11 protein-coding genes and 1 tRNA gene are annotated in these 13,713 nt (G+C 67.1%); 2 read left to right on the forward strand and 10 right to left on the reverse strand.

The annotated features are described in order from the left end of the window. Positions 1 to 32: 32 nt before the first annotated feature. From JHD80_RS17435 to recJ, 4 genes are all read right to left on the reverse strand, one after another. Entirely contained in the window at positions 33 to 1,046 is a 1,014-nt protein-coding gene (locus tag JHD80_RS17435) for an amino acid ABC transporter substrate-binding protein (protein WP_199089856.1), read from the reverse strand. Positions 1,047 to 1,150: 104 nt separating this feature from the next. Continuing rightward, the gene (locus tag JHD80_RS17440) at positions 1,151 to 2,335 is read right to left on the reverse strand and encodes a MalY/PatB family protein (RefSeq protein ID WP_199089858.1); all 1,185 of its coding nucleotides are present in this window, start codon (positions 2,333 to 2,335) and stop codon (positions 1,151 to 1,153) included. Positions 2,336 to 2,495: 160 nt separating this feature from the next. Then, a tRNA-Glu gene (locus JHD80_RS17445) sits at positions 2,496 to 2,570 on the reverse strand. 102 nt (positions 2,571 to 2,672) lie between these two features. Continuing rightward, the gene (gene recJ / locus JHD80_RS17450; protein ID WP_465246531.1) at positions 2,673 to 4,466 is read right to left on the reverse strand and encodes a single-stranded-DNA-specific exonuclease RecJ; all 1,794 of its coding nucleotides are present in this window, start codon (positions 4,464 to 4,466) and stop codon (positions 2,673 to 2,675) included. Between the two features lie 114 nt (positions 4,467 to 4,580). Between recJ and JHD80_RS17455 the strand changes: the two genes are divergently transcribed. After that, a complete protein-coding gene (locus JHD80_RS17455; protein WP_199089862.1) occupies positions 4,581 to 6,236 on the forward strand; it encodes an FAD-binding dehydrogenase in 1,656 nt (551 codons plus the stop codon). A 160-nt stretch (positions 6,237 to 6,396) separates the two neighbouring features. On the opposite strand, the gene glpX is transcribed toward JHD80_RS17455, so the two are convergent. The 6 genes from glpX to JHD80_RS17485 form a co-directional block, all read right to left on the reverse strand. After that, entirely contained in the window at positions 6,397 to 7,395 is a 999-nt protein-coding gene (gene glpX, locus JHD80_RS17460; protein WP_199089864.1) for a class II fructose-bisphosphatase, read from the reverse strand. 44 nt (positions 7,396 to 7,439) lie between these two features. After that, positions 7,440 to 8,792: a homoserine dehydrogenase gene (locus JHD80_RS17465; protein WP_199089866.1), complete on the reverse strand. Its 1,353-nt coding sequence runs from the start codon at positions 8,790 to 8,792 to the stop codon at positions 7,440 to 7,442. Positions 8,793 to 8,861: 69 nt separating this feature from the next. Beyond that, entirely contained in the window at positions 8,862 to 9,680 is an 819-nt protein-coding gene (locus JHD80_RS17470; protein ID WP_199089868.1) for a class I SAM-dependent methyltransferase, read from the reverse strand. Positions 9,681 to 9,763: 83 nt separating this feature from the next. Further along, positions 9,764 to 10,195, reverse strand: a complete 432-nt coding sequence (locus JHD80_RS17475; RefSeq protein WP_199089870.1) for a hypothetical protein — start codon at positions 10,193 to 10,195, stop codon at positions 9,764 to 9,766. A 249-nt stretch (positions 10,196 to 10,444) separates the two neighbouring features. Continuing rightward, a complete protein-coding gene (locus JHD80_RS17480; protein ID WP_113585628.1) occupies positions 10,445 to 11,665 on the reverse strand; it encodes an LL-diaminopimelate aminotransferase in 1,221 nt (406 codons plus the stop codon). Between the two features lie 182 nt (positions 11,666 to 11,847). Next, on the reverse strand, positions 11,848 to 12,306 hold the full coding sequence (locus JHD80_RS17485) for a hypothetical protein (protein WP_199089872.1): 459 nt from the start codon (positions 12,304 to 12,306) through the stop codon (positions 11,848 to 11,850). A gap of 118 nt (positions 12,307 to 12,424) precedes the next feature. On the opposite strand from JHD80_RS17485, the gene JHD80_RS17490 reads away from it, so the two are divergent. After that, the coding region (locus JHD80_RS17490) for a class I poly(R)-hydroxyalkanoic acid synthase (protein ID WP_199089874.1) at positions 12,425 to 13,713 on the forward strand (1,289 nt) is incomplete at its 3' end.

The raw sequence follows: 13,713 nt of genomic DNA on the forward strand, positions 1-13,713 counted from the left end.
CTTCGCTATTTCGTCAACGGATTGCGCCGCGATCAGCGGATCGGCGCCGCATATTGCAGGCCGCCATTGCTCCACAGCGCGTTCTGGCCGCGCGCGATCTTGAGCAGCGACTTCTCGCCGAGATTGCGCTCGAACATCTCGCCGTAATTGCCGACGGCCTTGATGGCGTTGTAGGCCCAGTCGTTCTTCAGGCCGAGCGACTCGCCGAAGGTGCCTTCCTTGCCGAGCAGGCGCTTGATCTCGGGATTGTCCGACTTCGCGCGCAGCTCGTCGACATTCGCCTGTGTGACACCGAGTTCCTCGGCGGTGATCTGGGCGAAATGGACCCAGGTGACGATGTCGAACCACTGGTCGTCGCCATGGCGGGTGACGTAGCCGAGCGGCTCCTTCGAGATCGTCTCCGGCAGGACGATGTGGTCGCCCGGCGACTTGAAGCGCATGCGCTCGGAATAGAGGCCGGAGGCGTCCGTGGTGAAGGCGTCGCAGCGGCCGCTCTCATAAGCCTCGGTCGCCTCGTTGTTGGTGGCGAAGGTCACCGGCTCGAACTTCATGTTGTTCTTGCGGAAATAGTCCGCGGTGTTGAGCTCGGTCGTGGTGCCCTGCTGGATGCAGATCGAGGCGCCGCTGAGCTCCTTCGCCGACTTGATGTTCAGCGACTTCTTCACCATGAAGCCCTGGCCGTCGTAGTAGTAGATCGGCCGGAAGTTCTGGCCGAGCGTGGTGTCGCGGCTCATGGTCCAGGTCGTGGTGGCGGCGATGAGATCGGTCTCGCCCGACTGGAGAGCCGTGATCCGGTCCTTCGACGGCAACTGGATGAACTTCACCTTGGTCTGGTCGCCGAAGACCGCCGCGGCCAAGGCCCGGCAATAATCGGCATTGATGCCGGTGAGGACGCCATTCGCATCGGGAACGGCGAAGCCGGCCAGGTTGGCGCCGGTGCCGCAGTTCAGAACACCGCGCGACTGGATGGTCTTCAGGGTCTGCGCTTCCGCCGAAACCGAAACGGCGCAAACGACAGCAGCGGCAAGCGCCAGGGTAAGCTTCATAGTTCCATCCCCATATTACGATAGGACCGACGATGTTTCACGCAGCCCGGCTCCCGTCAATCGGCAGCGCGGGCCTTTCCCTTCCGAAGCGTCGGCACTCCGGCCTATTGCAGATCGGCGAAAGCCAGCTTCAGGCGCGCGACGGCCTCCTCGACGACGCAGCGTGGCGTCGCCAGGTTGAAGCGCAGGAAGCTCTCGCCGCCCTTGCCGAAGGTTGGGCCGTGATTGACGGCGATCTTCGCCTGCTTCTCAACGCGCGCGGTGAACTCGGCCGGGTCCATGCCGGTCCCGGAGAAATCCGCCCAGGCGAGATAGGTCGATTCCAGCGGCATCGAACGCACGCCGGGGATCGCGTCGACCCCGGCGTCGAAGATGCGGCGGTTGCCGTCGAGATAGAGATTCAGCGCATCGACCCAGGCCGCACCCTCGGGGCTGTAGGCGGCGGTGGCCATCGCCATGCCGAAGGAATTCGGGGAGATGCCGAGCGCGTCCATGCGTCCGCGGAACAACTCCCGCAGCCGCTCGTCGGGGATGATGACGTTGCCGATATGGGCGCCGGCGATATTGAAGGTCTTGGTCGTCGCCGTCATCATGACCAGGCGGTCCATGATTTCGGGCGCCGCGAGTGGCATCACCGTATGCTTCTGGCCGGGCATGACGAGGTCATGGTGGATCTCGTCCGAGACCAGGATGAGGTCGTGGCGCTTGCAGAAATCGGCGATCGCGCGCAGTTCGTCGCGCGTCCAGACGCGCCCGCCGGGATTATGGGGCGAGCAGAGGATCAGCATCCGCTCCTTGCCGGTCATCGCAGCATCCCAGGCGGGGATGTCGAGGACGTAGCGGCCGTCCTCCCGCGCCAGCTGGCATTCGACGACGTTGCGCCCGGACGAGGTCACGATGCGCGCGAAGGCGTGGTAGACCGGGGTCATCAGCACGACGCCGTCGCCGGGCTTGGTATAGGCCTCGACGCAGAGCGCGGTGCCGTTGACGAGGCCATGCGTGGTGAAGACCGAAGCGGGGTCGACCTCCCAGTCGTGCCGGTTCGACATCCACCAGCGGATCGCGGCGAGATAGGCCCGGTCATCGCCAAAATAGCCGTAGACGCCATGGGCGTTCATGTCGTCGAGGGCGCGCTGCACGCAGGCCGGCGGGCGGAAATCCATGTCCGCGACCCACATCGCGATGCCGCCATCGGCCGGCACGCCATAGACGGTTTCCATCTTGTCCCATTTGGCCGAATGGGTACCGCGGCGATCGATCCGCTCGTCGAAATTGGGAGAAAGCTGCATGAGGCCCTGCCGGCTAACACGGAGAATATCCTTCCCCTAGCAGGTCCGTCGGGAGAACACAGCATCTGCCGGGCGCAACCCGGGAGAACGACGGGCGCATTCGTCGCAGCCCCGGCGGGCGGAGTGCGAAGCGGCCTGATATCGCGAGGGTGCGCAAGAGTGGCGCGGTCTACGGGAATCGAACCCGTCTTCCCAGCGTGAAAGGCTGGTGTCCTAACCGATAGACGAAGACCGCTTTGCCGCGAACCGCTGGGGTTCGTGCCGAAGCGGGGCGAGGTATAGTGGCAGGCCTGCCGCTCCGCAAGCACCCGTTCACAAGAAAATAGCCGGCAGCGTCTCAGACCGGCCGGGCGAGGTCGAGGATGCGCAATTCCGCCGTTTCCCGGCCGCCCCAGCGATTGAGCGAAAGCGTCGCGGCCACGTGCACCATCTCGCCGCGTGCGGCGAACATGGCCTGGCCGAGCGGCTCCTGCGCCGCCCGGAAGGCGATGCCGCCGATGCTGGCGCCGTCCCCCGAACGCAGCTTGATGCGGACATGGCCGCCGGAGCCGATCTCGACGGCATCGGTCAGGCGGTGGGCCGGGAAGACGAAGACCGGCTCCGGGCTGCCCGAGCCAAAGGGGCCGGCCTTGTCGATCTCGGCGAGGAGCCGGGGATTGGCGCCGCCGGCGCTGAGCGCAGCGTCGACCAACAGCGCCTCGGCATCGCCGACGGCCGTGACCTCGCGCAGCAGATAGTCGTTGAGGAAGCCATGGAAGTCGCTGGCCTGGCCGGCCGCCAGCGTCACGCCCGCCGCCATGGCATGGCCGCCGCCCTTGACCGCGTGGCCGGTCTCGACGGCGGCCCGCACGGCACGGCCGAGATCGACGCCCGCGACCGAGCGGCCGGAGCCGGTCGCGCCGCCCTCCCCGTTCAGCGCCAGCGCGAAGGCCGGGCGGCGGAAGCGCTCCTTCAATCGCGCCGCGACGAGGCCGACGATTCCGGGATGCCAGTCGGCGCTGCCGGCGAGCAGGACCGGCATCGCGGCCATGCCGGCAAGCTCGTGCTCGGCCTGCGAAACCGCTTCCAGCACGGCCTGTCGCTCGATCTCCTGCCGCTCCTGATTCAAGCGATTGAGCTCGGTCGCGATGGTGCGCGCCTCGACCTCGTCATCGGTCAGGAGCAGGCGGGCGCCGAGCGCGGCATCGCCGATGCGGCCGCCGGCATTGATGCGCGGACCGAGCAGGAAGCCGAGATGCCAGGGCTGGATCGGCCCGTCGAGGCCGGAAACATCCATCAGCGCGGCGAGGCCCGGCCGGGTGCGGCTGCGCATCATCGCGAGCCCTTGCCGCACGAAGGCACGGTTGAGGCCCTGTAGCGGCACGACGTCGGCGACCGTCGCCAGCGCGACCAGATCGAGCACTGCCAGCAGATCGGGCTCACCGCCACGCGCCGCCCAGTGACCTTGCCGACGCAATTCTCGGCTGGTTGCGACCAGCGCGAGAAAGACGACGCCGGCGGCGCAGAGATGGCCGAGGCCGGAGAGATCGTCCTGTCGGTTCGGATTGACCAGCGCCTCGACGGCCGGCAGCCGCTCCGGCGCCTGATGGTGGTCGAGCACGACGACATCGAGGCCGAGCCGGCGCGCCTCGGCAAGCGGCTCATCGCTGGTCGTGCCGCAATCGACGGTGACGAGCAGGGTCGCCCCCTCGCCTGCCAGCATGCGGATCGCCTCGCTGTTGGGGCCGTAGCCCTCGATCAAGCGATCCGGGATGTGGATGCGCGGCCGGGCGCCGGCCTGGGTCAGGAAGCCCGCGAGCAAGGCCGAGGAACAGGCGCCGTCGACATCGTAATCGCCGAAGATCGCGACGCGCTCGCCTTTGATGCCGGCCTGCGCCAGCCGGGCGGCGGCGGCCCCCATATCGGTGAGGACGCTCGGGTCCGGCAGGACGTCGCGCAGCTTCGGCTCGAGGAAGCGCGCGGCCTCGGCGGGCTCGACGCCGCGCGCGGCGAGCAGGCGGGCGAGGATGTCGGGCAGGCCCTGCTGCTGGCTCAGCGCCTCCGCCCGACCGAGGCCGGCGATATCGAGCCGGTCGCGCCACGGGCGGCCGAGCGCCGAACGGGTCACGCCGAGAAAAGCACGGGGCGGCATCAGACTCATGATGCACCCGGCGTCGCGCAAGCAGCCGGCAAGGTCAACCTGTGTCGAACTTGCCGGGCTGTGGCCGATCGCCATACTCGCTGCAAACAGTGGAAAAGGCGGGCCATGGGGCAGCATTGCGATGTCGTCATCGTCGGCGCGGGGCTGTCGGGGCTGGTCGCCGCCTGCGAGATCGCCGATGCCGGCCGCAAGGTGATCCTGGTCGAGCAGGAGCCGGAGCAATCCCTGGGCGGGCAGGCCTTCTGGTCCCTGGGCGGGTTGTTCATGATCAACACGCCCGAGCAGCGGCGCCTGCGCATCCGGGATTCGCGCGCGCTGGCGGGGGATGACTGGTTCGGCTCGGCCGGTTTCGACCGGCCGGAGGACGCCTGGCCGCGGCGCTGGGCTGAAGCCTATCTCGATTTCGCCGCGGGCGAGAAACGAGCCTGGCTGCATGGGATGGGCATGCGCTGGTTCCCGGTCGTCGGCTGGGCCGAGCGCGGCGGCTATCTCGCGACCGGTCACGGTAATTCGGTGCCGCGCTTCCATGTCACCTGGGGCACCGGGCCCGGCGTGCTGGAGCCCTTCCTGCGCCGGGCGAAGGAAGCGCAGGCGAAGGGGCTGCTGGCCTTCCGCTTCCGCCATCGCGTCACCGGCATCAGCCGCAGCGGCGGCATGATCGACGGCGTCGAGGGCGAGGTCCTGGAGCCGAGCGATGTCGCGCGCGGCGAAAAGAGCGGACGTGGCGTCGTGGGCTCGTTCAGCCTGAACGCGCAGGCCGTGATCGTCACCTCGGGCGGCATCGGCGGGAATCACGAGCTCGTCCGGGCCCACTGGCCGGCGCGACTCGGCCAGGCCCCTGCCCGCTTGCTCTCGGGCGTGCCGGATCATGTCGACGGCGCCATGCTCGGCGTGGCGCGAGCGGCGGGCGGTCGCCTGATCAACGGCGACCGGATGTGGCACTATGTCGAGGGCATCGCCAACTGGGCGCCGATCTGGCCCAGCCACGGCATCCGCATCCTGCCCGGCCCCTCCTCGCTCTGGTTCGACGCGCGCGGCAACCGGCTGCCGGTGCCACTCTTCCCCGGCTTCGATACGCTCGGCACGCTCGAGCACATCATGAGGACCGGCTACGACTATTCCTGGTTCGTGCTGAACCGCAGCATCATCGCCAAGGAATTCGCGCTGTCAGGCTCGGAGCAGAATCCCGACCTCACCGGCAAGAGCTGGAAACAGGTGCTGGGACGCGCCGGTGGCGGCGTTCCGGGCCCGGTGCAGGCCTTCATGGACAAGGGCGCGGATTTCATCGTCGAGAGCGATGTCTCGCGTCTCGTCGCGCGGATGAATGCGCTCACCGGGGAGGCGCTGATCGACGAGGCGCATCTGCGCGGGCAGATCGAGGCGCGCGACCGGGCGCTGGCCAACCCCTTCGGCAAGGACCTCCAGGTCACGGCCTTGCGCGGCGCGCGCAACTATCTCGGCGACAGGCTGATCCGCACGGCGAAGCCGCACCGCATCTTCGATCCCGCGCATGGGCCGCTGATCGCGGTCAGGCTCAATATCCTGACGCGCAAATCACTGGGCGGGCTGATGACCGATCTGTCGTCGCGCGTGCTGGACGATGGCGGCGAGCCGGTGCCGGGGCTCTACGCGGCCGGCGAAGCCGCCGGTTTCGGTGGCGGCGGCGTGCATGGCTACCGGGCGCTGGAAGGCACCTTCCTCGGCGGCTGCATCTTCTCGGGCCGCGCCGCCGGGCGGGCGGCGGCGGGGGTTGTTGGGTAGAACACTGGCGTCATTCCGGGGCTTTGCGAAGCAAAGAGCCCGGAACCCAGAACCGCTGCCGCCGCGAGGAGAGGCGAACTGCGTGCCTCTCCTTCCAGGACCACCGGTTCTGGGTTACGGGCTCAGGCCTGCAGCCTGCCCTGGAATGACGTCGTGGTTCTCAATCGAGCTGGAACTTCGAGAACTCGCGGTGCTCGCCATAGATGCGGCGGACCGTGCCGGTGATCGAGCGATAGACCAGCGTCTCCGTCTCGATGAAATCCTTGCCGAAGCGCACGCCCGAAAGCATGCCGCCATCGGTGACGCCGGTGGCGCAGACGATGACGTCGCCCGAGGCCATTTCCGACATGTCGTATTTCTTGTTCGGGTCCTTGACGCCCATGCCGGCGGCGCGGACGCGCTTCTCCTCGGTGTCGAGGATGAGGCGACCCTGCATCTGGCCGCCAACGCAGCGCAGTGCCGCCGCAGCGAGCACGCCTTCCGGCGCGCCGCCGATGCCGAGATAGAGGTCGATGCCGGTCTTCTCGGGTTGGGTGCAGAAGATCACGCCGGCGACGTCGCCATCGGTGATCAGGCGGATCGAGCAGCCGGTCTTGCGGACCTCCTCGATCAGCTTGGCATGGCGCGGGCGGTCCATGATCAGGGTGGAGATCTCGTTCGGCTTGACGCCCTTGGCCTTGGCCAGCGCGTTGATGTTGTCGGCCGGCGAGGCGTCGAGGTCGATCACGCCCTTGGCGTAGCCCGGGCCGCAAGCGATCTTGTCCATATAGACGTCGGGGGCATAGAGCAGGCTGCCGGCGCCGGCCATCGCCATCACCGCGATCGAGCCCGGCATATCCTTGGCGCAAAGCGTGGTGCCTTCGAGCGGATCGACCGCGATATGCACCTTCGGGCCCTGCTTGTTGCCGACCTTCTCGCCGATGAAGAGCATCGGCGCCTCGTCGCGCTCGCCCTCGCCGATGACGATCTCACCATCGATCGGCAGGCGGTTCAGCTCACGGCGCATCGCGTCGACCGCGGCCTGGTCGGCCGCCTTCTCGTTGCCGTGGCCACGCAGGCGGGCGGCTGCGACGGCGGCGCGCTCGGTGACGCGCACGAGTTCCATCGAGAGATAGCGCTCGATGATCTGATCGGGGGAGATGCGAAGATCGACGGACATGAAATGTGGTCCCCTTTGAAATCGGGAATGGAAAGGAGGTCTTTTCAGACCTGTTCGCGTTCAATCCGGATAACTTGTGGCGGTTCCGCGACATGGCCGTCGGCGGTGACCTTTTCGAGCGCCGCGCGGATCGCGGTTTCGCTGGTGGCGTAGGTGATGAGCACGACCGGGACCGGCGCGCCCGAGCGGCCTCCGGGATCGCGCGTGGCGGCCTCGGGCGAGCGGCGCTGGACGATGCTTTCCAGGGAGATGTCGGCTTCCGCCATGCGGGTCGCTATTGCCGCGGCTGCGCCGGGGCGATCGGCGACGGCGAGGCGGATATAATAGCCGCCCTCGTGGCGCTGCATCGGCGCGCGCTTCGCCTCCTCGAGGCGGGCGACCGGCAGGCCGAAAGGCAGGCCGGCAGTGCCGCGCGCGACATCCGCAATGTCGGCGACGACGGCCGAGGCCGTCGGGTCGCCGCCGGCTCCGGGGCCGACCAGCGTGATCTCGCGGACGGCGTCGGCATCGATCGCGACGGCGTTGAGCACGCCCATCACCTGCGCGATCGGCGAGGATTTCGGCACCATAGTCGGGTGCACGCGCTGCTCGATACCGGTCTTGGTGCGCTCGGCGACGCCGAGCAACTTGATGCGGTAGCCGAGATCGTCGGCCATCTTCAGGTCGAGCGGCGTGATCGCCGAAATGCCTTCGACATGAATCGCTTCGGCGTCGATCTTCGTGCCGAAGGCGAGGCTCGTCAGGATCGCGAGCTTGTGGGCGGTGTCGAAGCCCTCGACGTCGAAGGTCGGGTCCGCTTCGGCGTAGCCCAGGCGCTGAGCGTCCTTGAGGCAGGCCTCGAAGGTCAGCCCCTCTCCCTCCATGCGCGAGAGGATGTAGTTGCAGGTGCCGTTGAGGATGCCGGAGATGCGGCTGACATTGTTGCCGGCCAGCGCCTCGCGCAGCGTCTTCACCACCGGGATGCCGCCGGCGGAAGAGGACTCGAAGGCGAGCGCCACGCCCTTGCTCTCGGCAAGTTCGGCGAGCGCGACGCCGTGGGCTGCGAGCAGCGCCTTGTTGGCGGTGACGACATGCTTCCCGGCAGACAGGGCCGTCTCGACCGCAGCCTTCGCAGGACCGTCCGAGCCACCGATCAGCTCGACGAAGCAATCGATCTCATCCGATTTCGCCAACGCGACCGGATCGTCGAACCAGGCGAGGCCGCCAAGGTCGATGCCGCGATCGCGATTGCGGTCGCGTGCCGAGACGGCCGTGACACGGATCGTGCGGCCGCAGCGGGCGGCAAGCGCATTCTCCTGCCGGCGCAGGATGCGCAGCGTGGACGCGCCGACCGTGCCGAGGCCGGCGATGCCGATGCGCAGAGGCTGGGACGGGGTCGAAAGGATCGCGCTGGTCATTGGCGCGGGGTCGCATGAGGCGCGATGCGTGTCAACGGAGAGCCACGCTCGGACGCCTCCGAAATCGCCTCAAGCCTCGTTGCGCCGGGCAGAAACGACGAAAGCCGACAAGGCCGCTTCGATCGGGCCGGCGCCGAAGCGGCGCTCCAGAGCCTTCGCGACGGCTTCGGTGGCAGCTTCAAGGCCGAATGTCCCACGCGCCTCGATCTCGCCGCGCATCGGCGTGCCCTGGCACAGGCCGACCGCGACATCGGCCGCGGAATCGGCGCGGGAACGCTTCTCGACCCGTTCGATATCCGGCCGCGGAAAACCACCGGCCATGATGTCGAGCTCGATCGTGCCGGCGTCGTGATAGCCATGCGGCGTACGCGCCAGAAAGCGCGGAGGATCGGCGGGAAAGAGCTCGGCCAGCGCCTCCAGCATGACCGCGGTGAACGCGTTGGCTTCGACCGTGTCCCAGACATTGAACAGAAAGCGACCGCCCGGCTTCAGGACGCGGCGCGCCTGCGCATAGCCCTTCGCCTTGTCCGGAAAGAACATCGTCCCGAACTGGCAGGCGACGGTGTCGAAGCTCTCATCCGCAAACGGCAGGTCGAGCGCGTCCGCCTGGCGGCAGGTGATCCGGCAATCGCCCGCGAAGCGCGTGGCAGCGATGTCGAGCATCGCCGGGTTGAGATCGGTCGCGACGATGCTCCCACTGTCGAGGCGAGCCGCCATTTCCTGCGTCAGAGCCCCCGTTCCCGCCGCGATCTCGAGAATGCGCCGAGGCTCCGCCGCCATCACGCGAACGGCCAGATCTTCGGCATATGGTTGAAAGATCAGCGGCACGAGCAGCCGGTCGTAGATCTGCGGAACGGGACCGGCGAAAACCTTGTCCGTCGCTTCCATGGCAGCACCTGTCGTTGCAGCCCTCGCTCAGGATAACCCGGCGATTGACCTAACGAAACAGGCTTGTTCGGACGGATGGCGCCTCAGCCGAAATGGCAGACGACCTCGGCGGCGACGCGCTTCACCTTGCCGTCCTCGAAGCCGAGATAGATGCGCAGCAGGTTGGTGCCGAAAGCCGTCGCCTTGATAGTGTGCAGCGCCTCGATCGTCGCGCCCTCCGCGACCGTGCTGTTCTCGACCGCCGGCGTCCAGAACCAGGGCTTCGGCGGGTCGATCGTCACTTCGGACAGGGCGCGCTCGGCATCGGCACGGCTGGTTCCGACAGGAATGTAGCGGGTGACGATATCGGTGGCATCGCGCGCGCATTCACGGCCGTTGGTGACCTCGAGCACGTCCGAGACCAGTGCGGAACGCGTCTGCGGGATGCGGCCCTTGGAATAGTCGTAGGTCGCGACGAAGCAGACCAGCGCGAAGACGGCGAAAGCGACGCCGAGCAGGCGGCCTTGTCGTGACATGGAAAAGAGCCCCGAGCGCGATGCGGAGCAATCCGTCCGCACCGCATCGGTTCCCATGTTTTGGCAGCGCGGTCCAGAGCCAAGGATGTCGCTGCCCAGGACAACTTCGCGCCGTCATCCCGGACAAGCGGCGCAGCCGCGCCGATCCAGGATCCATCGCAAGGCGCCTGAGCTCTATGATGGATCCCGGCGCTCCGCTTCGCTGCGGCCGGGATGACGGCGTCCTTTCTCTGGAAGCGAGAAAGGACCCTACCCCGCCTTCGGCATCTGGATGACGTTATGCAGGGTCGTGTCGGCGCCCTTGAGGAAACGGCCGATATTGCGCGCGGCCTGGCGGATGCGCTGTTCGTTCTCGACGATGGCGATGCGGACATAGTCGTCGCCATGCTCGCCGAAGCCGATGCCCGGCGCGACCGCGACCTCGGCCTTCTCGATCAGCAGCTTCGAGAATTCCAGCGAGCCGAGATGGCGGAACTTCTCGGGAATCGCGACCCAGGCGAACATCGAGGCCTCCGGGGCCGGGAAGTCCCAGCCGGCCTTGCCGAAGCTCTCGACCAGCGCGTCGCGGCGCTTGCGGTAGATCTCGCGCATCTCGCGGATGCAGTCGTCCGGGCCGTTCAGAGCGGCAGCCGCCGCGACCTGGATCGGCGTATAGGCGCCGTAATCGAGATAGGATTTCACCCGTGCCAGCGCCGCGAGCAGGCGCTCGTTGCCGACGGCGAAGCCCATGCGCCAGCCGGCCATCGAGAAGGTCTTCGACATCGAGGTGAACTCGACCGCGACATCGATCGCGCCGGGGACCTGTAGCATGGAGGGCGGCGGGTTGTTCTCGTCGAAATAGACCTCGGCATAGGCAAGGTCGGAGAGCAGGATCAGTTCGTGCTTCTTCGCGAAGGCGACGAGGTCCCGGTAGAAATCGAGCGAGGCGACATAGGCCGTCGGATTGGCGGGATAGCAGGTGACGAGCGCGATCGGCTTCGGCACCGAATGCATCATCGCCCGCTCCAGCGCCGGAAACATCGCCGGCGTCGGCTCCGCCGGGACGGAGCGAATCACGCCGCCTGCCATCAGGAAGCCGAAGGCGTGGATCGGGTAGCTCGGATTGGGCACCAGCACGACGTCGCCCGGCCCGGTGATGGCCTGCGCCATGTTGGCGAAGCCTTCCTTCGAGCCCAGCGTGGCAACGACCTGCGTGTCGGGGTTCAGCTTCACGCCGAAGCGGCGCTCGTAATAGTTCGCCTGGGCGCGGCGTAGGCCGCCGATTCCCTTCGAGGCAGAATAGCGGTCCGTGCGCGGCTTGCCGGCGGTCTCGACCAGTTTCTCGATGACGTGCTTCGGCGCCGGCAGGTCTGGATTGCCCATGCCGAGATCGATGATGTCGACGCCCTTGGCGCGTTCGGCTGCCTTGATCTTGTTGACCTGTTCGAAAACGTAGGGCGGCAGGCGCTTGATACGGTGAAAATCGGTCATCTCGAACAGGTCCTCGGCCGCCGGCGGCGGTGTCACGGTATGGCGCGGATCACATCCTTGCGCCGAGGCTGCTTAGCATCGCATCTTTCGTCAGGACAGAGATAAAAACGCAATATATTGCGGCGCGCAGATCGCGACGGGGCCGAAGCCGGGTGATCGCCAGCCCGTCCGGCCGGATGAGGTCAGTTCGTCGGCGGGATATCCGCAGGCTTCGGCGGCTTGGTCGATGCGCCCAATGCCTTGGCGGTGTCCCCCGCGGCCTGGTTGGTCTTCTGCAGCCCATCGAGCCTGCCCTCGATCGACTTGAAGTCCGACCGCGGCTTGCAAGGCGCCTTGGGATCGTAGATCGGCTTGGGCGTGGCGAAGCGCGCGGCGTTCCCGCTCGGCACATAGGCCGGCGGAGGCGTCGGGCCGGCGCAGAGCTGCGCCACCGGAATCGACGTGCCGACGGGGATATATTCGGCGCTGGCCGGGCGGGTCTCGCGGACGAAGGCCTTCGATTCCTGCGGCGTAGTCGCCATGCCGATGGCCTCGGCCGGCCCTTTCAGGCCGCCCTCGCCCGCGCACCCCGCCAGGACGGCACCGGCCAGGAGCGCCACCGAGAGGAGAAGCGGCTTTTTCGCGGAGAGATCGATCGGCATGAGAGCTTCCGGCTGTTCGACGATTTTGCTTGGTAAAGCACAGCGGCTGCGTCCTTAATAGGACCAAAATTGGAGCGCGATGCGCTACCTTATAACGACTGGGGGAAAGGACCACAGCATGAGCCGGAACAACGACAAGGCCAAGGAGACCACCGGCCCGGCCGAAGCTGCCGTTCCCGATTTCGACCAGTTCGCGCAGAACATGGGCCGGCTCGTCGAGGAGTACGGCAAGGTCACCGCCGCCTATCTCAAGCCGCTCGAACGCGGCGAGGCCAAGACCGGCCAGGCCGACGAGGCTAGCGACATGGTCAAGACGCTGGGCCGCGTCGCCGAACGCTGGGTCAACGATCCCTCGAAGATCATCGAGGCCCAGGCCTCTCTCACCGGCGATTTCATGAACCTGTGGAGCGCGGCCCTGAAGCGCGCCAGCGGCGAGGAGGTCGCTCCCGTCGCCGAGCCGGACAAGCGCGACGCCCGCTTCAAGGACCCGGACTGGAGCAATCACCCGACCTTCGACTTCATCAAGCAGGCCTATCTGATCGGCTCGCGCTGGGCCGAGACGATGGTCGACAAGGCCGACGAGCTCGATCCGCATACGCGCGAAAAGGCGCGCTTCTACATCAAGCAGATCGCCGGCGCCCTTTCGCCAACCAATTTCGTCGCGACCAATCCCGAATTGCTGCGTGAGACGCTGCAGCAGAACGGCGAGAACCTCGTGCGCGGCATGAAGATGTATGCCGAGGATGTCGAGGCCGGCGGCGGCGAGCTCAAGATCCGCCAGTCCGATGCCGGCTCCTTCGAGGTCGGCGTCAATATCGCGACGACACCGGGCAAGGTCATCTTCCGCAACGAGATCATCGAGTTGATCCAGTACGCGCCCGCGACGCCGCAGGTGCTGAAGCGGCCGTTGCTGATCGTGCCGCCCTGGATCAACAAGTTCTATATCCTCGACCTCAACCCGGAGAAGAGCTTCATCCGCTGGTGCGTCCAACAGGGGCTAACCGTGTTCTGCATCTCCTGGGTCAATCCCGATGCGCGCCATGCGGCCAAGGATTTCGAGAGCTACATGCGCGAGGGCATCTTCGCCGCGCTCGACACGATCGAGGAGGCGACGGGCGAAAAGAAGGTCTCCGCGATCGGCTATTGCGTCGGCGGCACGCTGCTCGGCGTGACGCTGGCCTATATGGCGGCCGTGCGCGACAAGCGCATCGAGAGCGCAACCTTCTTCACCACCCAGGTCGATTTCTCGCAGGCCGGCGAGCTCTCGGTCTTCGTCGACGAGGAGCAGATCCGCGCGATCGAGGAGCAGATGGCCCGGACCGGCTATCTCGACGGTTCGCGCATGGCGGGCGCCTTCAACATGCTCCGGCCGAACGACCTGATCTGGTCCTATGCCGTGAACAACTA

The organism is Allobosea sp. ASV33 (genome assembly GCF_016428755.1).
In the GTDB taxonomy this organism is placed as follows: Bacteria; Pseudomonadota; Alphaproteobacteria; order Rhizobiales; family Beijerinckiaceae; genus Allobosea.

Bases quoted from the DNA above. Each gene is read 5' to 3' on its own strand.
- recJ (WP_465246531.1), bottom strand. From the start codon at position 4,466: ATGCCGCCCCGTGCTTTTCTCGGCGTGACCCGTTCGGCGCTCGGCCGC.
- JHD80_RS17455 (WP_199089862.1), top strand. From the start codon at position 4,581: ATGGGGCAGCATTGCGATGTCGTCATCGTCGGCGCGGGGCTGTCGGGG.
- JHD80_RS17465 (WP_199089866.1), bottom strand. From the start codon at position 8,792: ATGACCAGCGCGATCCTTTCGACCCCGTCCCAGCCTCTGCGCATCGGC.
- JHD80_RS17470 (WP_199089868.1), bottom strand. From the start codon at position 9,680: ATGGAAGCGACGGACAAGGTTTTCGCCGGTCCCGTTCCGCAGATCTAC.
- JHD80_RS17440 (WP_199089858.1), bottom strand. From the start codon at position 2,335: ATGCAGCTTTCTCCCAATTTCGACGAGCGGATCGATCGCCGCGGTACC.
- glpX (WP_199089864.1), bottom strand. From the start codon at position 7,395: ATGTCCGTCGATCTTCGCATCTCCCCCGATCAGATCATCGAGCGCTAT.
- JHD80_RS17485 (WP_199089872.1), bottom strand. From the start codon at position 12,306: ATGCCGATCGATCTCTCCGCGAAAAAGCCGCTTCTCCTCTCGGTGGCG.
- JHD80_RS17480 (WP_113585628.1), bottom strand. From the start codon at position 11,665: ATGACCGATTTTCACCGTATCAAGCGCCTGCCGCCCTACGTTTTCGAA.
- JHD80_RS17475 (WP_199089870.1), bottom strand. From the start codon at position 10,195: ATGTCACGACAAGGCCGCCTGCTCGGCGTCGCTTTCGCCGTCTTCGCG.
- JHD80_RS17435 (WP_199089856.1), bottom strand. From the start codon at position 1,046: ATGAAGCTTACCCTGGCGCTTGCCGCTGCTGTCGTTTGCGCCGTTTCG.